Source organism: Pseudomonas sp. S3E12 (assembly GCF_001702295.1).
GTDB classification, from domain to species: domain Bacteria; phylum Pseudomonadota; class Gammaproteobacteria; order Pseudomonadales; family Pseudomonadaceae; genus Aquipseudomonas; species Aquipseudomonas marginalis.
In genome coordinates this window covers 51163-72403 of sequence record NZ_MBDT01000014.1, presented here as the reverse complement: position 1 = coordinate 72403, position 21241 = coordinate 51163, and the positions used below count along the sequence as shown (strand labels likewise).

General features: G+C 57.3%; 13 protein-coding genes and 6 pseudogenes. 6 read left to right on the top strand and 13 right to left on the bottom strand.

What is annotated here, in order from left to right; genetic code table 11:
- Positions 1–61 precede the first annotated feature (61 nt).
- The 3 genes from BB029_RS13025 to BB029_RS13015 form a co-directional block, all read right to left on the bottom strand.
- Complete coding sequence (locus BB029_RS13025) at positions 62–2815, bottom strand: Tat pathway signal sequence domain protein (RefSeq protein WP_065939473.1); 2754 nt, start codon at positions 2813–2815, stop codon at positions 62–64.
- A gap of 11 nt (positions 2816–2826) precedes the next feature.
- The gene (locus BB029_RS13020) at positions 2827–5007 is read right to left on the bottom strand and encodes a TonB-dependent receptor (RefSeq protein ID WP_256558237.1); all 2181 of its coding nucleotides are present in this window, start codon (positions 5005–5007) and stop codon (positions 2827–2829) included.
- 143 nt (positions 5008–5150) lie between these two features.
- On the bottom strand, positions 5151–6185 hold the full coding sequence (locus BB029_RS13015; RefSeq protein ID WP_083236392.1) for an ABC transporter substrate-binding protein: 1035 nt from the start codon (positions 6183–6185) through the stop codon (positions 5151–5153).
- 184 nt (positions 6186–6369) lie between these two features.
- Between BB029_RS13015 and BB029_RS13010 the strand changes: the two are divergent.
- Positions 6370–7653 (top strand): annotated as a pseudogene (locus BB029_RS13010) (MFS transporter); the annotation flags it as partial.
- Here BB029_RS13010 and BB029_RS34225 read toward each other — a convergent pair.
- Both BB029_RS34225 and BB029_RS34220 read right to left on the bottom strand, forming a co-directional pair.
- Complete coding sequence (locus BB029_RS34225; protein WP_083236391.1) at positions 7607–7999, bottom strand: prolyl oligopeptidase family serine peptidase; 393 nt, start codon at positions 7997–7999, stop codon at positions 7607–7609. The pseudogene BB029_RS13010 and the gene BB029_RS34225 overlap by 47 nt on opposite strands.
- A gap of 127 nt (positions 8000–8126) precedes the next feature.
- Positions 8127–8261 (bottom strand): annotated as a pseudogene (locus BB029_RS34220) (alpha/beta hydrolase); the annotation flags it as partial.
- Positions 8262–8882: 621 nt separating this feature from the next.
- On the opposite strand from BB029_RS34220, the pseudogene BB029_RS13000 reads away from it, so the two are divergent.
- The 3 genes and pseudogenes from BB029_RS13000 to BB029_RS12985 all read left to right on the top strand — a co-directional run bounded on the left by BB029_RS13000 (position 8883) and on the right by BB029_RS12985 (position 12796).
- A pseudogene (locus BB029_RS13000) lies at positions 8883–10362 on the top strand (ABC transporter permease).
- Positions 10359–11188 (top strand): annotated as a pseudogene (locus BB029_RS32115) (ABC transporter ATP-binding protein). The pseudogenes BB029_RS13000 and BB029_RS32115 overlap by 4 nt, the downstream one beginning before the upstream one ends.
- 114 nt (positions 11189–11302) lie before the next feature.
- On the top strand, positions 11303–12796 hold the full coding sequence (locus tag BB029_RS12985) for a methyl-accepting chemotaxis protein (RefSeq protein WP_065939467.1): 1494 nt from the start codon (positions 11303–11305) through the stop codon (positions 12794–12796).
- 878 nt (positions 12797–13674) lie between these two features.
- Here the strand turns inward: BB029_RS12985 and BB029_RS32110 are convergent.
- The 8 genes and pseudogenes from BB029_RS32110 to BB029_RS34215 all read right to left on the bottom strand — a co-directional run bounded on the left by BB029_RS32110 (position 13675) and on the right by BB029_RS34215 (position 18047).
- Positions 13675–14046: a histone-like nucleoid-structuring protein, MvaT/MvaU family gene (locus BB029_RS32110; RefSeq protein WP_083236389.1), complete on the bottom strand. Its 372-nt coding sequence runs from the start codon at positions 14044–14046 to the stop codon at positions 13675–13677.
- Positions 14047–14289: 243 nt separating this feature from the next.
- Positions 14290–14472: a DUF1289 domain-containing protein gene (locus BB029_RS32105; protein WP_083236388.1), complete on the bottom strand. Its 183-nt coding sequence runs from the start codon at positions 14470–14472 to the stop codon at positions 14290–14292.
- 3 nt (positions 14473–14475) lie between these two features.
- A pseudogene (locus BB029_RS12980) lies at positions 14476–14846 on the bottom strand (hypothetical protein).
- Positions 14847–14871: 25 nt separating this feature from the next.
- Positions 14872–15894, bottom strand: coding sequence for a WD40 repeat domain-containing protein (locus tag BB029_RS12975; protein ID WP_065939466.1), 1023 nt, complete (start codon positions 15892–15894; stop codon positions 14872–14874).
- Positions 15887–16858, bottom strand: a complete 972-nt coding sequence (locus tag BB029_RS12970) for a GTP-binding protein (RefSeq protein WP_065939465.1) — start codon at positions 16856–16858, stop codon at positions 15887–15889. Before BB029_RS12970 ends, BB029_RS12975 begins: the two co-directional genes overlap by 8 nt.
- A 326-nt stretch (positions 16859–17184) precedes the next feature.
- A complete protein-coding gene (locus BB029_RS33470; protein ID WP_065939464.1) occupies positions 17185–17382 on the bottom strand; it encodes a hypothetical protein in 198 nt (65 codons plus the stop codon).
- A 211-nt stretch (positions 17383–17593) separates the two neighbouring features.
- A complete protein-coding gene (locus BB029_RS33750; RefSeq protein WP_065939463.1) occupies positions 17594–17800 on the bottom strand; it encodes a hypothetical protein in 207 nt (68 codons plus the stop codon).
- Positions 17778–18047, bottom strand: a complete 270-nt coding sequence (locus BB029_RS34215) for a His/Gly/Thr/Pro-type tRNA ligase C-terminal domain-containing protein (protein WP_083236387.1) — start codon at positions 18045–18047, stop codon at positions 17778–17780. The genes BB029_RS33750 and BB029_RS34215 overlap by 23 nt, the downstream gene beginning before the upstream one ends.
- Before the next feature lie 266 nt (positions 18048–18313).
- Here BB029_RS34215 and BB029_RS12950 point away from each other — a divergent pair.
- Positions 18314–20441: pseudogene (locus BB029_RS12950) on the top strand (TonB-dependent receptor).
- Positions 20441–21220 carry an ABC transporter ATP-binding protein gene (locus BB029_RS12945; RefSeq protein ID WP_065939461.1) on the top strand — a complete coding sequence of 260 codons (780 nt, stop codon included), beginning with the start codon at positions 20441–20443 and terminating at the stop codon, positions 21218–21220. Before BB029_RS12950 ends, BB029_RS12945 begins: the two are co-directional and overlap by 1 nt.
- Positions 21221–21241: the final 21 nt, after the last annotated feature.

Below are 21241 nucleotides of genomic sequence, written 5' to 3'. Positions count from 1 at the left end.
TGGAACACGTGGTTGAGGCATGCAGACAGTCTCGAAACTTGAAAAGGAGAAATAACGGCCGCTAGCGCGGCTCATTATCGAGCGCTAGCAGGGCAATCGCAGTCAGCCCCCACTGAGCGACGGCGTTGGTCGACAGATTGGCTGCGGACGAGGTGCCGGAATGCTCATCAATCACCGATACCGGATCGGGTTCATTCAGCGCGTACAGATAGGCTGGGGGTTCAATCCGGTGCATGCGACGATTGGGCTGCGGAATACCACCGGCCCCCTCAAAAAACTCTTTCCAGGCCCGTTCATGCAGCGCCTTGTCCTGAAGTCGCCACCCGGCAAATGCGGTCAGGCGCGCGTGCCCCTGCTTGAGGTTCAGGTTGGCCAAAGGTTCGCCCAGTGCCTTTTCATGCTCGGTGACGGGCGCGTTGTACAAGCGGCAGTAATCGAGCCAGGCCCGTTCGAAGCTTGCCGACGGCAAAAGCTGCAACAGCTCGCTGCAAATCTCGGCCAACCCAAACACTGCGGACAGGTGCGACACCGAAAGCTTGCCGCTCTGATCCGGATCAAACCGACCGCTGTCCAGGTGCATGTTCGCCACTCCGGTGAAGAAGCCATGGGGCTGCGCGGCAATCGTCTCCATGCTGTTGAGCAACCGGCGCGCCACTGCTGGATCGCCGCTGCGCTCCCAGTCGGTCAGCCAGGAAGCAGCAATCGCCCCCCAATCCGTGCCGAAGGTGATGCTGGCGTAGCCTTCACGAGCGTCGGCTTGCTGACCGATCTTGCGCCCAGGCACCACTTCTCGAAGGGTACGCAGCGCTTCGACTTGCTCATCAAGCAGATCCCCCACACGTTCGTCAGCGGTCAGGTAGTACAGAAAGCGACGATTGGCGGCGGTGGAAATACGAAGTTGCTTGGCGCTATCCCCCCAATGCTGCACGTTATGCCGCGACCCCAAGGGCGCGAAGCGGCCGATGTGATGCACATCCACCTCACCGGTATGCCGGGTCATGGCTTCGGCCATGCGAAAAACATCCTGACGACCAGTGCGTAAAAAGTAGTACCACAGCCACAGGTCGGTGCTCAGTTCCGAGTTGTCCCAAGCAAAGCCGCCGACGTCATAACGCCAGACATGGCGCTGCTCGTCGTAGGTGTGCATCACGTCGCCGTAGTCCCAGAAGCCGTACCATTTGCGCTGTTCGACTTCGTCGCGATAGAAATCGAAATACCAGGCCAACTGCTGCTCAATCTGCTGTTTACGCCCGCTGGACTTACCCGGCGGTGCCCAGTCCGGACCGAACACGCCTGCCGCGTGCAGACGCTCGGGCGGTGCTACCAGCAACGGCGGCTGTTGAATACGCCGGGCTATGTTTTGCAATTCGACCGCGCTCGGGGTGGCCCCGACAAACTGCAACTCCAGCTCACTGGTGCGGGCAATACCTGACGGCGTATTGAACCCAGGCTCGTAGTCCTCGTACGTTATCTCCAACGCTTCGCGCTGTTTGACGAAGCTGTCCTCGCCCAAGCCATCGTGATAGCTGCGCAAATCCATCGGCGCGGCCTGAGGTGCCCACAACCAGACCGTGACTTGCGCCTGCTCGCTGTGCGCGGCTTCGATGTCCAGTTGCGCGGGATAGCTCTGCCAGAAATTACGCAGGCCGAACACCACACCGCCGTCGGGTGAACCCAGGTAACCCACACCCGCGGCACGCTGACCGGTGGCGCTGTGCAGCCAGCTTTGACCGGTGGACGTGCGCTTGCTGATCTGGAACCCGTCGGGATGCGCCTGCAGCAATCGATAGCAGCCAAACGCTGGAATGTACTGCAAGCGATTGGCGACCTCTGGAGCAAAACCCGTCAACTTGCCAGTGCTGCGGCCCTCGATCTGGGCACGCATGATCCCGTCGCCGGGGTTGCGCCGCAGGCCGGTCACCCCCCTGACAGCCTCGGCGAACACCCCGCCATCGGCCGAGATGAAACGCACATGCCGGTCATGCAGTTGTGCGTGCAACGGCGAGTCAAAACGCAACCCGACGCCCTTGATGAAATCCTTGCGCTCGTCGATGTCCAGCACCAGGGTGTGAATCACTCTCAACACATCGCTGCCGGCGTAAAAGTAAAGGCGCACCGTGAACGGCAGCAGTGTCGCCGTGCCGTTTTGATCGCGATGGGTGCCGTGTAACGCCAGAACAGCACGCACCGGGCCTTGCTGCTCCACCACCACGCGCTGGACCTCGCTGCGGTACTGACGCAGCGGTTCGGCTGGCTGATCCGGGTCGCCTTGCACCTGGAGCAACAGATGGCCGTTGAGCAACGCACTGCGCCCCCTTTGGGTGACGCTTTGAATCAGGCTCGCGCCCTGCTGGGAGATCACACATTGCAGCAGCCCGGTATCAACGCGGATGGCATCAGCGCTTTCCTGGATCAGGCTGGTGTTGTCCGCCGCGCTGGTTCGAGTCGGGCGCAGGTCGTAATGCTCGGCGACCGTTTGCGCCTGAGGTGCAATGGCATGGGCGGTCCACTTCAGGCTGCCATCAGGCCAGTACGCCAACGGCCAGCTTTGCAGGGTCGGCGTGGAGCCGTCGCTGCCGTGAATCTGGAACTGACTGCCCGCCGCCACCTGGCCCCACGGCCATGGTGTGCCCCACGTGACGCCGGCAAACGACTTCGGCGCAGTATTACCCAGCCAGCCAAGCGGGCTTTTGAGCCCGGCGTCGGCGTTTTTTTTCGAAGTTGCTGTCGCTGCATGACCTATGAAAGGCGCTGCACCGGCGGTTACGACACTGGCGCGCAGAAAACTGCGGCGATCTAGCTTGAACTCACTCATCAACCCAGCCCTTAGAAGTCGTAGCCAACCGTCATGCCGAGCGTACGCGGCTCGCCGAGAATGCCGAACGCCGAGCCGTAATCGCCCGTGTTAAGCGCGCGGTAATAGCGTTTATCGGTCACGTTGTTCGCCCACAGCGAGGCATTCCAAGTGCCCTCGTTGTATTTGCCACTCAGGCCGGTGGATAGGCTCAGCAAACCGTAGCCCGGAATTCGGGTGAACTCGGAGTTGTCGACTGTGCCGTAAGACCAGGTGCGGTAGGAGTAACGGCCAGAGACAAAGGCCTGCAAGGCATCGAAGGTCTGCCATTCATAACGGCTGGTCAGGTTGTACGTGACCTTGGGCGAACGGAACACGCGGCTGCCACTCAGATCGCATGAAATCGGCGCACCCGGGGCGAGGGTTACTTCCGCAGGGCATTTGCCGCCCTTGAAGTCCAGGAAGGTATTGTCGAGCAACGTGCCGTTGAAATTGACGCTCAGACCATCCAGTGGACGCAGGGTCAGGTTTGTCTCCACGCCACGAGAACGCATGGTCCCGGCATTGATCAGGTAACTGCTCTGGGTTTCAACGTCGTAGGCGTTGGTCTGGAATTTACGCACTTCGGACCAGAAAACTGCGGTGTCAAAACTGATGCGATTATCCAGCCAATGGCTCTTGATCCCGATTTCGCCGCCGCGAGTATCTTCCGGATCGACCAATAGGCTGTCATAGCCAGCGGTGCTTGCCGCGCCTTGAGATACGTTGAGACCGCCCGCTTTTTCGCCGTAAGCCACGGTCAGGTAACCCTGCAGATTTGGCAGGAAGAAGTAGCTGAGGTTGACCATCGCCGCCGGCAAGTTGCTGTATTGGTTCAGCTCGCCAGAGTCAAAGTCGTTCTTGTTGACCCGGCGAAACGAGCCGGACTTTTTGTTGTAGCTGTCCCGAATGCCAGCGGTGATGTCGAACTCATCGGTGACATGCAACGTACCTTGGGCGTACAGGGAAAACACCGTATCGTCGATTTCACCCCAGCGTTTGACGTTCTTGCCGGTGTTGATCGCGCTGCCGTAGTACTGGGTGGTCTGGTTACCCGGTGCGTAGTAGTCGTGGGCAAAAGTGTCGAGGTTTTCGCCCCAGTATGTAGCCCCCAAGGCGTAGTCGAACAGCTCGCCCTTGGGTGAATCCAGACGAATATCCTGGGACCATATGCGGTCCCGAGCATCGGCGCCGCTGCCGGCATACAACGGCACGTCGAGGGTATCGGTGTTGTTGGGCTGGAAGCCGAAGTAACGATAGGAAGAAACCGAACGCAGGTTGTAGCCGTTAGCCAGCGTCCAGTTGGCCTCCGCCGAAAGGCCGCCTTGCTTTACGTAAGCCGCGTTCTCGTCATCGGCGTTGACCTTATAGCCACCACCCACCAAATGCGCGCCGACCAGATTGGCGCGGTTCTGATACGGCACGGCGCCGTTGACCGCGTTGGCTTTGTCCAGCACCAGCACGGGATAACTCGTGGACTTGTTGTAATCAGCGATCACTCGCAGACTGAAGTCGTCGACTGGCTGCCAGAGAAACTGACCGCGAATGCCGTCCTGATTGCTGCCGCCCAAATCGTGGCCGGTGTATTCATTCTTGATGTAGCCGCCCTTCTCCGTGTGCGAAAGGTTGATGCGCCCGGCAAGCGTTTCGGTCAACGGCCCGGAGAGCATCGCCTGGGTCTGGGTATAGCCACGCTGGCCGACGGACTGGCGCAGCGACCCTTCAGGGGTGAAGGTCGGTTTACGGGTATGGATGTCCACCGCACCGCCGGTGGTGTTGAACCCCTTCAGAGTGCCTTGCGGGCCACTCAGCACATCGGCGCTTTCAATATCCAGCAGGTCGTTGGACATCATGCCCGGACGGCTCAGATAAACGTTATCGAGGAACAGGCCGACACTGCTTGGCATACCGATGTTGATCTCGGTGCCGCCGCCATCGCCGACTCCGCGAATGGTCATACGCGTGTCGTAAGCGTCAATGCTGGAGACGTCCAGCCCTGACGCCACTTGCTGCAAATCCTCAAGCCGGTAGACGCCCTGCTGCTCCAGAGTCTTGCCACTGAACTTTTGCACCGATGATGGCGGCTGCTGTGCATCGGCTTCGCGCACGCCCTCAACTTGTACTGTGGCCAGTCGAGTGTCGCTGTCGTCAGCCATGACCGGTGTCGCAGCCATGACCAGAGCGTGCCCCAAGGCCATTCCAGTTACCCAAGGTAAGTATTTTTGCTGTGCGTAAAGTTTCATCAGGCATTTCCAGCGAACGAGTTGGCGAGTGCCGCGCGTCAACGACGCTCGGCAAGTTGCGAATCAAGGGTTGATCAATGGGCACTGTGCTGCAGGAATTGCGGTGCGAGCCATTGCTCCACGTCTATGTCGCGACGGATCAACCTAGCGTTCCTGGCACTGGCAATCGCTTGCTTGAGTTGCGCGGTAAAGCCGGGGGTCAGCTCTGGCGACAACAGCACTGACAGCGGCGGAGCATCTTCGAGATCGGCACGCAGTAAGTTGGCCGGATAAGCCGCCTGATCAGCGAGCAGCTGAATATAGGCATCGCGGTTTTGTGGATCGCTTGCCCAGGCAGCGGCTTCGCGCTGGACCTGAACTATCTTGTCGACCCACTGCGGATGCTGATCGATGATTTTCTGCGAGACGAGCAACAAGCCAGCCAACTCACCTGCGCCATTCAGGTGCCGAGTCGAGACGGGCACCCTGGCCTGTTCGCGCTCACGCAACGCCAGCACGTTGATGCCGCCCCAGGTGGCGTCAATCTGTTTGGCGGCCAGTGCAGCGCTGGCGGCGGCGAAGTCCAGGTTGATCACGCTGATGTCCTTCTCGGTCAGCCCTGCAGTCTGTAAGGCGCCAATGAACGACAACTGTGCGGCGGTACCGCGAAACAGCCCTACTCGCTTGCCCTTGAGGTCAGCCATCGATTGAATCTGTGAGTCGACCGGCACCGCCAGGTAATGGGCGACACCTCGGGCGGCAACGGCTACCACTCGGGAATCGAGCCCGCCCGCTTTACCAACGATGCCGCCCAGATCGCCAAGGTAGGCCATGTCCACCTGGCCATTGGCGAAGGCTTCATTGATCAGCGGCGCAGCGCCTTTGAAGAAGTGCCATTTGACCTCTACGCCATCTGCACTGAGCGCTTTTTCCAGACGTTGTTGAGCATGGATCACATCAACCAGACCGCCACCGGCAGGCGATCCACCGGCGCCAATATCGGACACAGCAATATTGAGTTGCACCGATGACGGCGCAGCCAGTGCAGGGGCCAAAGGGCCCAGTGTGAGGGTCAGATTCAGAGCAAGAACCGACAGCAGCGAAGCAAGCAGATGAGGACGCGATGGCATGTTTGGTTTCCAACTCCATAGAAGACTGCCGACCCTGTCTGGGCAGCAGGCGATGACGTTTAACCACAGCCATCGCGTCAGCCATAAATACTAAAACCGGAGTTAGTTATTCCTTAAAGGCATAAATGAGTAATTACGTGCTGCCTAGAGGTTATGTAAAACACGCAAAAATAAGTTGAGCCAAATGCATTGGCCCAGCCATCGAGGTTGCGATCTACTGGCCGATCCTGACCCTTCGCCTGACTGCCTTATGCCCTTGCTGCCCGCTGTGCCCGCCCTCGCCGCTCCCGCCCGTGTGGCTCCCGCGCTACTGATAATTGCCGTCGCCCATGCTTTCAACGATCTATTCCAGGCGGTTTTGCCCTCGCTTTATCCCACGCTGCAGGCCCGCTTCGCATTGAGCTATGCGCAGCTGGGCCTGATCACGCTGTTATTCCATTTGATCGGCTCCGTTTGCCAACCGCTGGTGGGCTGGTACACCGACCGCCATCCCAGCCCAAAACTGCTGCCATGGGCGATGGGCTGCATGGGGGCCGGGATGCTGCTGTTGACAAATGCGAGCAGCTTTGTAGATTTCCTGCTAGTGGCGGCGCTGGTCGGCCTTGGCTCATCGATCTTCCACCCGGAAGGGTCGCGCGCTGCTCGCGCCGCATCTGGCGGCCGATTGGGGCTGGCCCAGTCTGTTTTTCAGCTGGGTGGCAACATCGGTTCGGCGGCGGCACCGTTACTGCTGGCCATGCTGCTCTTCATACCCTTGGGTAGCCTGGCAGTCGGTCTAGCAGTCCTGGCGCTGGGCGTATTCATGTTGCTGCGCAAGGGCGTGGTGGCAAATTTGCAGCGCCCGGTTACGCATACGGCTGCGCCATCGGCGCTGGGCCTGATGCCACGCGGTAGAAAAGCCCGGGCCATGTTGTTGCTGATCCTGCTGGTGATATCGAAAGACGTTTACCTGGCCTGCGTCGCCAACTTCTATACCTTCTTCCTGATCGAGCGGTTCACGATAAGCATCCCGGACGCGCAGCTGTACTTATTTGTTTTCTTGCTCGCCATCGCCCTGGGCACATTACTGGGCGGACTGCTGGTGGATCGTATCGGCAGGCGTCGGGTGATCGCCTTGTCGATACTCGGTGCCTGCCCGTTCGCCGGGCTGTTGCCGCACGTCCCCTTGGTGACAGCCGTCGGTTTGTCAGTACTGGTGGGGGTCATCATTGCTTCGGCGTTCGCGGCCATTCTGCTCATGGCTCAGGAGCTGTTGCCGGGGCGCATAGGCCTGGTGGCAGGCGGTTTTTTCGGCCTGACCTTCGGCATCAGCGGCATCGCCGCCGCAGGCCTTGGCGTATTGGCCGATCACTGGGGCCTGATCAGCACCTTTGAGTACGCCAGTTGCCTGCCGTTGCTGGGCTTGATTGCCTGGGGGCTGCCTAAAGATGATCAGTCAGAAAGCGTTCAGAGACCCGCAGCGCCCGATAGTTGGCTGCCTGCGTCGCGGGTTGGTCACGACCCACAAAACTGTGGCCCACATCAGGCAATAACAACAGCTCGACCTGCCCCTGCTGACGCTTCAGGGCAGAGGCCATTTGCTGCGACTGCTGCCACGGCACAACCCGGTCAGCAGTGCCGTGAATCAGCAATGTCGGCACGTGGGCAAGGTGGCTGATCGGGCTGGCATCCCTGACGCGTTGCGTCGGGCAGGAGTCGCCTGGGCAGCCGAGATACTGCCGGGCAGCCTGATTAATGGCAGCTAAGTCCGGTCGAGCGAGCACACCGGCAAAGTCGAACAGGCCAAACCAGCTGACCAGCACCGTGGCGCACATTGGTTTTTTTATTTAGGTTTTTTGAGTGATGGCCTGTGGCGAATAATCCAGTGCTGCGAGCGCCGCCAACTGTGCCCCCGCCGAACCGCCCCACAGTGCGACGCGTTTTACGTCGATTGCGTACAGCTCATGATGGGCCTGCAAACTGCACCGCGGCGCGTAAGTCGTCGAGCGCCGCCGGGAATATCGCCGCGCCGCTGAGCCGGTAATTGACCGAAGCCACGACGTAGCCCTGCGCAGCGAAGTTAGCCAGCACCGCCGGGAAATCTTCAAAGGCACCCGATACTCGTGAATGATCTGCCGACCAGCCGCCGCCGTGCCATAGACAATCAAAGGCCTTGCGGCGTCAGGTTTGGGCGGTAGATAGAGATCCAGGGGCAGGGTCGGGTTGTCGGCCGACGTTGCGTAGTTCAGGTCCGTCAGGCGCAACACGCCGCTGGCAAAGTGTCTTCGCTCCAATGACTCTGGCGCTGCGGGCTGCGCCTTGCTTGCCACGGCGATGCCATGGCCGATCGAGGCGCTCGCTTGAGGCAGATCGCTCATCAACAGCGACGTCAGTATGATCAATATCCGCCAGCAGTTCAAAAGCCCAGGCAAAAGTATATTCCATTTAGCGTAGCTTTTAGGACCATAAGGAATTTTACGGCATAAGCGCGTTCGGCTATAAAGGCAGCCACCCATGGGGTCAAGGGATTGTCCTCTTGGCTGCATTGCGCGCGCTATTGCATGCCACGCATAAAAATTATTCGCGGTTTGCGCTGCCGCTTACCGCGCCACGTAATGGACAATATCCGGCTTACCGCCTTTTCAGGTCGACCATGTTCCCCACAACTGTAATCACCCCATTTCAACACAGGCACCGCTGCTGGTGCTGGTGCTGATCATGTGGTGGGGCGCCGCCGATCGCCACTGGATGAGTGAGCAGGTATTACCTGGACCAGACATGGTCTGGCAAAGCGCTGTCGAGCTGGCCACTGGAGAATTATGGCGCAACCTGATCATCAGCCTCGGCCGCCTCGCGGCGGGCTTGGTGGCGGGCATCGCTGCTGGCGCCGTGCTTGGAGCATGGCTCGGCGCGAGCCGTTTCGCCGAACGCCTGGTGCTGCCGACGTTCAGTGCCTTGGCGCAGGTCCCGACGCTGGCGTGGATCCCGTTGCTGATGACGTTTCTGGGAATAGGCGAAACCTTGAAGCTGGCGGTGCTGATCAAAGCCATGATCGTAGCCGTGCCCCCTGCACACACTGACCGGTGTACGTGATGCGCAACCCCGATTGCGTGACGTGGCCGCGGTGCTGCAGGTGCCTAACCCCACCTTGATCATGCGAGTGGTCGTGCCCGCCGCCGCGGCATCGTTCATGGCTGGCGTACGCCTCGCGTTGTCGGCAGGCTGGTCGGCAATGCTGGCCGTGGAACTACTGGCGTCGAGTGAGGACATCGGTTACCTCATGGTCTGGACCAGACAGCTGTTCATGCTGGACATCGTGTTCGTCTGCATTCTGTTCATCGGCATCATGGGTGCGTGCATGGACCGGGGCATCAATTGGCTGGATCGGCGCTGGGTGTTATGGCCCCATGCGGCGCTGGCGCAACTGCTGAAAAGCACCGCGCGAACCGGTTGGCAGTGCCTGGTTCCGTGGTTGCTGCCGGTCGGGCTGCTGATCTTCTGGCAATCCGCAACCTGGCAGGCGTGGCTGGCCCCACAGTTGGTCGCCTCACTGCCGAACGTACTAGGCACACTGTTCGACGACCTTATCAGCGGGCAGTTGCCACTGGCGCTTGGCACCAGCCTGGGCCGGACGCTGGGCGGGCTGACTTTGGGCAGTTCGGCCGGGGTCATCTTCGGTCTGCTGCTAGGCACACTGCCTTTGGCTCAACGCGTGTTGGGGCCAAGTTTCAGCGCGTTGCGCCAGATCGCGATTTTCGCGTGGGTACCGCTGCTCAGCGCGTGGTTCGGTCTGGGTGAAACGGCCAAATGGGCGTTTGTCGCCATGGCAGCGTTCTTTCCGTTATTCATCGCGACTTACCGTGGGGTGGCTTACCTCTCCGTGCAACTGCACGAGGCCGCCCAAGTGATGCGCTTGAGCCCGTTCCAACGCCTGCGCTGGCTGATCCTGCCAGGTGCGGCACCGGCGATTTTCAATGGTCTGCGCCTCGGGCTTATCTACGCCTGGCTCGGCACCATCGGCGCTGAATATTTCATGCCGTCCAACGGCGGTATCGGCAGCCTCATGATCGGCTCTCAACAAGTTCTACGCACTGACCTCATCCTCAGTTGCATGCTGTTGATCGGCATCGCCGGCAGCGCCCTGAACCACCTCGGCCTGTGCCTGGAACAACGCGCGACACGCTGGAGATACCAATGAACAGTTCACTGCGCCCTGCCATTCGCCTGAGCCATGTCGGCAAGTCTTTCAACTTGGCCAAAGGCAGTTTTGAAGCCATACACGACCTGAGTCTGGACATAGCCGATGGCGAGTTTTTCGCGATTATCGGCGCAAGTGGCTGTGGCAAATCCACCTTACGGAGAATGCTTATCGGCCTTGACCCAGCGTTCAGCTGCGATATCCAGATCGACGGCGCCCCAATGCGTGGCATTGGGGCGGGCGCGGCATCGTGTCTCAGGAGCACCGCCTGTTCCCGTGGTTCAACGTAAAAGAAAACATCGGCCTGGCCCTGACTAGCGAAGCATTGTCCAGTGATGAGAAACAGCAGCGAATTACCGCGTGGGTTGAACTGGTGGGCCTGAAGGCCTTTAGCCGCGCCTATCCGCATCAGCTATCTGGCGGTATGGCCCAGCGGGTGGCGATTGCTCGATGCCTTGTGACCAGCCCGCGGTTACTGCTGCTGGATGAACCCTTCGGAGCTCTGGACGCGCTGACCCGACAGAGCATTCAGGATCAGTTGCACGCAATCCGCCAGCGCACGCCGATAACCACGGCGCTGGTAACTCATGACGTTGAAGAGGCAGTCTATCTGTCTGATCGCGTGGTGGTGCTGGAACCTCGACCTGGCCGCATCAAAGAGATCCTCGACATCGACTTGCGTAGGGTTGGTTTGGCCGGAACGTTGCCTCGCAAACTCGTCGTCTCATGTGTTGACATGCATCACGCAAAATTATTAGCACTTTTGAGGGCCGTGAATGGGTGTCCATGCTTACTATTCAGTTTTACAGCCTCCCCTCAAATATGACGTGAGAGTGCCGAAAACTGCTTTTTTGGTTGTCATTTAACTAATTCGCTGTTCAACGATTCCCTTAGTGCCCTTTGCTAGCGATGCTGGCGCGATCACCTGGAGTAAGCGTATATGTCGTCCATTCCCCGTTTTTATGAGCACTACCGTAAAGCCGACAGAATCATGTTAAGCCTGATTTGGCTGATGTTCTTCTTTGCTATTGGCCTAGCATTTTGGCACGGCACGTTTATCCAGGCGTTTGTGATCGGCGGGGGGACCAGTTTGGTACTGACGCTGCTGTATCGGGTAATGGGCGGTACGCGGCTGATGCGCTGCTGTGTGGGGCTCGGCTTGATGGTCATGGCAGCCGTGCATATCAATCAGGCCGAGGGGATCATTGAAGCGCACTTCGGTATTTTTGCGTTGCTGGCGGTGCTGACCTTTTACCGTGATTGGCTGCCGATCGTGGTCGCGGCGGCAACCATCGCGATTCACCACCTGCTTTTTCAAGCGCTGCAACAGCAGGGTTTTCCTGTCTATCTGATGAACCATCATGGCGACTGGACGATGGTGTTCGTGCATGCCTTTTATGTTGTCATGGAAACGGCAGCCCTGCTTTATCTAGCCCTGCATAGTCAGGCAGAAGCAGTCGAGAGCCAGGACATGCTGGACAAGATGCTGACGGCCACCACGCAGCTCACCGATGGTGCCAGTGAGGGAGCCCAGGCCAGAATGCACGTCTCGCTGGCAGATCGCTTCGATCAATTTTTGATGCAGATTACCGGGTTGGTGAATGGGGTCGTGCGCGACTCCCATGGCCTGGGTGAACTGAGCCAGGAGCTGGCCACGGCCAGCGATACACTCGAGAAAGGCGCCAAACACCAGTTGACGGAGATCGCGCAAATGACCGGCTCTATGCAACGAATGGGCGACGCAATGGGGCACATCAGTGTGCATGTCGAGCGCGCCGTCGCACATGCCTGCCAAGCCAATGCACAAATTACCAAGGGCCAGGAAAGCGTCAATCGTGCCCAACTTGAGATCACTCAGCTGTCAACGAGTATTAAGGGTACGAACGAAACAGTGAAAGTTCTGGCGGGCCAGGCGGAACAAATCGGTACTGTTCTAGAAGTTATCAGCAGCATCGCTGACCAGACCAATCTGTTGGCCCTCAACGCGGCCATTGAAGCCGCCCGTGCTGGCGAGCAAGGCCGGGGCTTCGCCGTCGTGGCAGATGAGGTCCGCAGTCTGGCGCAGAGAACGGCCATTTCCACCCGGGAAATCAAGAAGATCATCGAAGACCTGCAGCAAGGTAGCAGCAAAGCCGTCGCGGCGATGCATGACAGCCATCAGGGCGTGGAACGTTGCGTTGCAGACGGCCAACAGGCAGCAGCAATGTTGCGCGCGGTGGGCATCGATATATCCCGGATCGATGAAATAAACGGGCGCATCGCGAAGACTACCCGAGAACAGGCCGCGGCAAGTTTCGAGATTGTCGAGCAGTTGCAGTCTGTGCAGTCCATCGCACAAAACACTGCGGACGATGTCCAGACCTTGGCCCTTAGCAGCCAGCGCTTACCGTCTATCGCCGTGAGCCTAGACGCCCTGGGGCGCTCGTTTCGGTAATAATGCATGCCGTCGCAGGTGGTGTTCGCATCGGCGCTGCAGGATCGGGCACCACCCGCTAGGCTGTTTCTAGCAGCTGCAACGTACTCCAAGGCTTTAGTTGAGAACGTGGCAATACTTTTCCTTAAAGTTCAAGTATAGCGCAATTTCTGGCTGTTCAACAAGTCAATCGCTGAAAGGAACATGTCGCCATTGGCCGATCCCAGAAGCTTGATTGATCGCTGGCTGCGGTTGTCCGTCACGAGCTGGGTGGAGGTGGCATTGATTCCCTATGCTGCGAATGCTGACGCGCCGAATACGAATGCTGTAGCGGCTAACAGGCGCCGAGCTTTTGGGCTTAAATGTCTCATGGCTTGCCCCCTCGGTACCAGGCGATCTGCTGTTCGGCCAGTGACACATTGAGCGGTTGCCGCAAGCGACATCAGTTGAGGATTACGAAGCGCTGCTGCCATGGAACTGCACGCCCCAGGTGTATGGCTAAACGCTCTGCCCGCCTTTGACTAGGCGGGGTTTATGGAGCGTTTATGTTTCACATACAGGGTGCAATCAATTTAGCTTGACGCCCGAAGAACATGAACTTCCTGGCAAGCCAGTGTGGACCACAGGACGCTATCATCATGGTGCTGGACTTTAGTTTGGCTGCGAACGCAAGCAAACGATGGTGATCAATTTGCTGCATAGTACTTCATGGCCTTTTGCATAGTGCCCAATGAGATGAAAGGTTCTTTTCCAATATCCAGGCTAAGCAGCTCCAAGTTACCCACAAGAAGGTTCCTTCAAGTAAGTGAGAACCCCGATCCGTTTAGATATAACGGGGTACTAATGAATGGCTGACCATTTCGTTAGAGCCCTTGCAGAGCCTTAGTAGTCAATAGTTTCTAATGAGTACGCCACGACTCCACAACATCCGCACCAAATTCGGTTTTCCATTCTTTCAATCGCCGATGGTTTCCCCCCTTAGTTTCGATCAGCTCACCAGAGTTTGGATTTTTGTAAACTTTTACAACGCGAGCTCTACGGACTGCTTTTACAGGTGCAGCTATTGATATCAAGGATCCACGGCCAGCCTCTGGATCCAGAATACTAATAATGTGCTTCAAGCTAAATCTGTATTCGCCAAGCAACGCTCGAAGTTTACCCTCAAATTCCATTTCTCTTTTCAGGCCTGAATTACTTTTCATAGATTCAAGCTCTGCGAGCTGGTCAGCCAATTTTTGTTCAAGCTTACGAAACTCAGCTAAACGAGACATGTGAATTCCTTCAGGTTAAGTTAAAGAGGAATCAATCCTGCAATGCTAAGCTATTAGCATATTTTTTCACCCTTACTGCCGTCAACAAGGGCGAATCTACTTTTACCAAACGGCCACTACATTCCGTAGCGCCCACGACTAGATTGGCGTGAGCCCTAAACTGATGTCGGAACGTTGTCCGGATATTTCGGTCTACTTCTCGCAACCTCTTTAAATTTATCGGAGGAAATTAATAACCAAGAGTCATGCATTCTTCTTTTGCAGATTTTTCAGGCGCAGCGTTGCGCGTTGTACTGCGGCCATCTTCTCTGGGCGTTTCATCCGTTTCCATTTTAGAATGTCTTGTTTGGTGCGCCCACAACTCAGGCATAGTTCGCCACTTAGCTGGCAAACAGAAATACACGGATTCTCTATGTCCTTAGCCACGTTTTAATTCCTAGCCCGATGGTTGCGTGCCAGACGTTGCTGCCAGTTACCCGCATCAACGCGCTGGCACTGCTCTTCACTGTCGAAAGCCAGATGAGCCGACACCGCGCTGACGCTAATGCCTGCTTCGCTAAACGCCTCGGCGGTGAGTTCAGCCATGCGTTCGCCCTGGCCATTGGCAAGAGCGTGCTCTCCATGATCTGGGTGTCGAAAACCCAAGTCACCATTAGGCTGGAGGGGAAATTGTAGTAATCCAACTGATGAGTCAGCCAGACAAACCCCACTATTTCCGCTTGGCCTGTTTCGCAAGCCTGAGTCAGGCAAGCAGTCAACTGACGCTCACTGACGGCCTGCTCGCATTTACTCAAAAGCATGTGTTGATCCTTGATGTGGGCGTTTTCACGCCACTGGCATAATACCGACAAAGCCTTCGGCCGTACCGATCACTAGGCGCGTGCCATCCGGCGCAAAAACCATGCTCGATACTGCACCGTTACCTGGGGGTTTAATCATCACGGCGCGTTCTGTGGTGGAGTTCTCATCAAGTTCGGCAATCAACACCAGACCGTCCTCAAAGCCGACTGCGACCAATGGCAGCATCGGGTCACCCGCAACTGAGCTGACCACGCCATTCTCACGAAAGCCCAGGGTGATTGGCGTTTCGCCCATTGGCCCGCTGCGTTTCTTGAACGGCCAGCAGGCCACGCAATTCCCCGCGTTGGTGGCGAGCCAGCGTCCGCCGTGTAGCCATGACCAGGACTTCACTCGATTGCTGTATCCGCTCATGTGCAGGTCTTGTGGCTCTTTCAGACGCCAGCCACGAATGCAGTTTTCCTGCATGCTGGTCAGTACGAAACGGGCATCTGGGCTCCAGGTCACCGCCAGGTGCGACCCCGTCCACTTCAGAACCTTAGGTTTGGCATCGCTGACCAATGTCCAATGCACGCTGACACCGCCATAGTGCGAGACGGCAATCTGGCGCCCATCGGGGGAAAAACTTAAGCCACCAACGGTGCTTGGATGCTCAATGGTCAAGGTGCTGCGGTCGGGCTTGATCAACTGCAACTGTTTACCTGCTGAGCAGGCCATCAATCCATTGCTGTGACTTTGCACGTGCTCAATCCAGCGGCCCGGATAATGGCCGAGCTGGTCGATGCTGCCGTCCACTGAGATGGCTAAAAAGAGCCCATCATCGCCGCCGCTGAGAAAGCCTTGGCCTGGTGCTGCGCATAGGCTCAGGCAAGCGCCGGTGTGCGCCTGAGTGGTCAAAGGCGCTTGACCATCGGCGGGCACGACAAACACTGTGCCGTCACCCTGGGCGACTGCAAGATTGCCTGCACCATCGAAACAGCAGGCTACCACGTAGTCGGTCAGTTGCCAGACTTCGCCTAGCTCTTCGATAAACGACTGGGTTTTAGTCATGGTTCAGGACTTGGCAATTGGCAAATCCGGCGCGCAGGGCTGCCTCATTGATATTGCGTCCGATAAACACCAGGCGGCTCTGGCGTGGCTCGTCGCTGCCCCACGGTTGCGTCAGGGCACCGTCCGCTAGCATATGCACACCTTGGAAAACATAGCGCTGATCGATGCCGTCTAGGTCGAGGATGCCTTTGCAACGCAGAATGTCGGTGCCTTGGGTGCTCAGCAGCGTCCCGATCCAGTCATCGAATTTATCGCCATCGAGGGGCGTGTCGGTGGTCAGCGAAACGCTTTTCACCGCGTCGTCATGCTCGTGGGCATGGTCTTCCGTGAGGAAGCCGGGCTCGATTGACATGATCCGTTCCAGATCGAAGGAGCCGAGGTCGAGCAACTGATCCAGCGCTACATCGCAATGATTACTGTGTAGGATCTTGGCAAACGAATTGATTCCGGCGATACGTTGTTTCAGCGTGGCAAGCTGCTCTGCGCTTACCAGATCGACCTTGTTGAGCAGCACGACATCGGCGAAGGCGATCTGCTCGGCGGCTTCCGGGCTATTGGCCAGTTGTCTGGGAAGGTGAAAGGCATCGACAACCGTGACCACCGCATCCAGCGCGGTTTTCTCGCGCACCTCATCATCAACAAAGAAGGTCTGCGCCACCGGAGCCGGGTCGGCCAGGCCGGTGGTTTCCAGAATGATCGCGTCAAAGCGATTGAGGCGTTTCATCAGGCCCGAAATGATGCGGATCAGATCGCCGCGCACCGTGCAGCAGATACAGCCATTGTTCATCTCGAACACTTCTTCATCGGCACCCACCACCAGGTCGTTGTCGATGCCCAGTTCGCCGAACTCATTAACGATCACGGCATAGCGTTTGCCATGTTGCTCGGAGAGGATGCGATTGAGCAGGGTGGTCTTGCCCGCGCCCAAATAGCCGGTCAGAACTGTCACTGGGATTTTGCGCATAAGGGTGTCTCCTGAATGGCTCTGTTATGTTATACCTTTTCATAGCACCTAATTCGACCCAAGCGTCGCTAAGTTACGAGCGGTTACGCGGCTTGAGCCAGCCTGGGCATACGCTGCTTGCATCGACGAATGGCAGGGGGATGATTCGCGCTTAGCCCTTTCCCGAACTAGCCTTGTTGGCTGGGAAACAATCGGAGAAGCGCTGAACATGGGTACTTGTACGAGGCATTCCCGATCACAACCACCAACATCAGGCGGGCTGTGGTCACATGGCGATCTAGCACGATGGCCATACACGACGGCCACTTGCACCATATGCACGGTGATCATGTCGACGAGCACAGCCTGTTGGTGACGCTCACAACCCCGAGCGCTGCACGCCAAGCCATCAGGGCGCCGGCCACGCCGCCGGTCATATCCACGGTCCAGGCTGCGGCCATGAGCCGGTGCCCCATGGTGATCATGTTGACTACCTGATAGATGGCCATCTGCACCATCCGCACGATGACCACTGCGATGACCATGGTCCTGTGACCGTTAGTAGTTAATATCAGACAAGCGGACGCTTGCTATAGGGTTCGCCAGTGAGCATCTTGACGAATATCAGCGGGGGATGGCCCATTCGATTTTGACCTGCGCGAAGAACCCGATCTGGCTCAGTTCGAACGTGCCCATGCGCGGGTTATGGACGTCTTGGCGAAAGCACTGCGCGATATAGTCCGGGTCATTGCTATCTCAGAGCGTCAAGGCATGATCGAAGGCGTCGATAAAAGTCGTCCGCCGTAGCCCTGAGCAAGCCGAAGTCGTAAGCCATCTGGCCGTGATCCAAAGCACCGCCCCCCCCAGCAATACTTCGACCTCGTAAGTGGCCGAACAGCGTTGGCCGCTGCATCCAGGCACGATATGCGCGCTCTCGAATTTAAGCAGCTTGCGGATCAGCATGACCGCTCCTGCCGGGCATACGCATTTCGGTACTCAGGCGCGCGACCAATTCATTCAGCACCGGGCTGCCGATATTATCGCAGGCGCGGATACGCAGAGTGACGCACCCCTCGGCCTTTTCCTGCTCGTCGATCACCAAAAGAAAGGGCACTTTCTTCAGGGAGGCTTCGCGGATCTTATAGCCGATCGTCTCGTTGCGAAGATCCAAGCTGACCCGCAGGCCAGCGCGTTTGATCGTGGCGATCACCTGACGGGCTTAGTCATTCTGCCCTTCGCTGATGGTCAGCAGGGCAGCCTGTTGCGTCGCAAGCTACTGCGGGAACAGGCCGCTGTATTGCTCGATACCCTGGTTCAACGCAAGCGATTCGATGAACCGGTGCAAGCAATGTGCTGCGTGGTCCATACGCGAATGGCCTCGTCCTGAGAATAAAACTGAGCGAGTAGCGCGCCACAAATAAACGTTATAACATAACGTTTAATTTGATTTTTGGTCGATGACAGCGATTCCCAATGATGAATATTCTTCCAGTGACCTATCGATGCTTACTTTCGGGCACCTGCGTACTGGGGTCAGTCATGGCTCACGCCGACGATCCTTTGGAACTCAGTCCTTTGACAATTAGCGCAGTAACTGCAGAGCGCAAGCCTGACAGTCTCAAAACGTTAACAAATGCTGGTTCTCGTCTCCAGATGAATGCCCTCGAGACCCCAGGCAGCGTTAGTTCGTTGACTGGGCGCGAGGTGCGTCATCGCGGCGACCAAACCGTCCAGCAGGCCGTTGCGCGCAGTACTGGTGTCACGACAGTCGGAACCCCAGGAAATGGGGGAACGGCACTATCGGCGCGGGGGTTTACCGGGCAAGGCTCAGTGATGCAGCTCTATGACGGGACGCGGATGTACAGTGCTCACCATGCCTGTCGATACATGGTCGATTGAGCGCATCGATGTGCTGCGAGGGCCGGCTTCGGTACTTTATGGGGAGGGAGCCACAGGGGCAGTTATCAATGTTATTCCTAAAAAGCCTTTCGAAGGCGAGATTGAAAACCACCTTCGCCTAGGCTACGGATCTTTTGATTCCCAACAGACGGCTCTCGACAGTGGCGGGTCGTTGACCGACCAGCTGAGTTACCGCTTGAACGTCAACCAGTTACGCAGCAACGGCTGGATCGACCGGGGCGAGTCAGACAGCACCTATTTTAGTGGTGCGCTGCGTTGGCAAGCAGACGAGAACCTTGCGTTTACTCTGTCCCACGACAGCGGTAATCAACGGCCCATGAATTATTTCGGGATACCCCTCATCAACGGCCGATATCACGAAGGTTTGCGGGAAAAGAACTACAACATCAACAACAATAAGCAACAGTACGATGATCAATGGACGCGCCTAAACATTGAATGGCGATTATCCGATAACGTGACTGCGAGCAACGAACTGTATTACCTCAAGTCTCGTCGCCGCTGGCAGAACTCGGAAAATTTCAATTGGGATGCCAGCGCGCAGCAGCTCACTCGAAGCGGTTACTATGGCATCAAGCACACCCAGGAGCAGATAGGAGATCGACAGACCTTCTTCTTCAAGCACAGTGTGTTCGGGCTGGACAGCCAAAGCGTGGTGGGCACTGACGTCAACCGTATTCGCTTCAAGTTGACCAACAATTCGCCTTATGACGATGTAAACGCTAAGGGCGATCCCGTTGATCTTTACCATCCCCAGTACGCAGGATTCCAAAGCGCTTCGGATTACTTGCCTCTCTTCAAAAGTACTACTCGTCAAACCTCAGTATTTGGCGAAAACCGTACCCATTTGACAGAAAAATTGGCTTTGGTCACGGGTGTACGCCGCGACTACGTTGATATCGACCGCGACGCCCTGCGCGACGGCAGCCGCGCCAGTAAAAACTTGATCGGCAATAATTGGAAGGTAGGGCTGGTCTATGCACTGACCCCTGACAGTTCTGTCTACGGCCAATATTCCACCAGCACCGATGGTGTCAGTAGCTTGGTATCCCTTAGCCCCAGTCAGCAGCAGTTTGACTTGGCTTCGGCGCGCCAGTCGGAAATCGGTTTCAAGCAAGCACTCTGGAATCAGCGTGTCGAGTGGACGTTGGCGGCCTATCACATCGTCAAGAAGAAGCTTCTTACTGCCGATGACACCAATCCCGACCTGACCCAGCAGGTCGGGCAGCAATCCTCGAAGGGATTGGAAGCAAGCCTGCAGATGCAACTGCCACATCACTGGAGTCTCATGGCCAACGCAGCGGTGGTACGGGCCAGATACGATCAATTCGATCAAAGCGTCAACGGCGCCGCAGTGTCGCACGACGGTAATCATCCGGTTGATGTGCCGCGGCGTACCGCCAATGTATGGCTAAACAAACAGATCAGCCAAAATGTGCAAGCGGGTGCAGGACTTCGCTATGTTGATAGGCGTTATGCGAATATTGCCAACAGCAACGTACTGCCCGCGTACACAGTGATCGATGCCAGCGTGTCATGGGAAGCGCTCAGTAACACGACGCTAGGACTGCAAGTACGCAATCTGTTCGACCGCCAATATGCAGCCACCCAATACAATGAAGGACAGCAGTGGATCCTTGGCGAACCGCGCTCATTATTCGTAACTGCGGACGTCAGTTTCTAATGCTGGCTCTAGAAAGTCTGTCATGGTCCCCTGAGGTAGGGCCCTCGTGCGCGCACGAACATTTTGCCCTCAAAGACATCACACTGCAGGTAAAGCCCGGCGAGTTTGTAGGTTTGATCGGGCCCAACGGCAGTGGCAAGACCAGCTTGTTGCGCTGCGCGTTCCGTTACAGTCGTCCCCGTCAGGGGGGCGTCGCGATAGGCGATCATGACATGTGGTCGCGCAGCCCTCGCTGGTGTGCGCGACGTGTGGCGGTACTGGCTCAAGAATTTCCTGACGCATTCGGTTTGACGTTGTTTGACGTGATTGCTATGGGCAGAGCACCTCATCAACGGTTCTTTTCCACCGACAATGCCAATGATCGAGCTCTGGTGGCCGATGCGGTCACTGCAGTAGGCCTGAAAGGTTACGAGCAACATCGCTTTGAAACGCTCTCAGGGGGTGAAAAGCAACGCTGCCTACTTGCACGGGCGCTCGTACAACAGCCCCGATTAATGGTGCTCGACGAGCCGACCAATCACCTGGATCCGCGTCATCAGCTCGAGCTACTAGGGATGGTTAAGCGGCTTGGTGTGGCGACCTTAGCAAGTATTCATGACCTGAATCTCGCAGCGGCATTCTGCGATCGACTGTGCGTTATTAATCATGGAAGGCTGATTGCCCAAGGCACTCCATGGGAAGTACTAACCCCACAACTGCTCGGCCAGGTATTCGGTGCGCGCGCCTTGGTCGACGCCCACCCTGTTCACCACCACCCTCGTATCACCTGGATCCCCTAACATGAAAAGCCTGTTCGTATG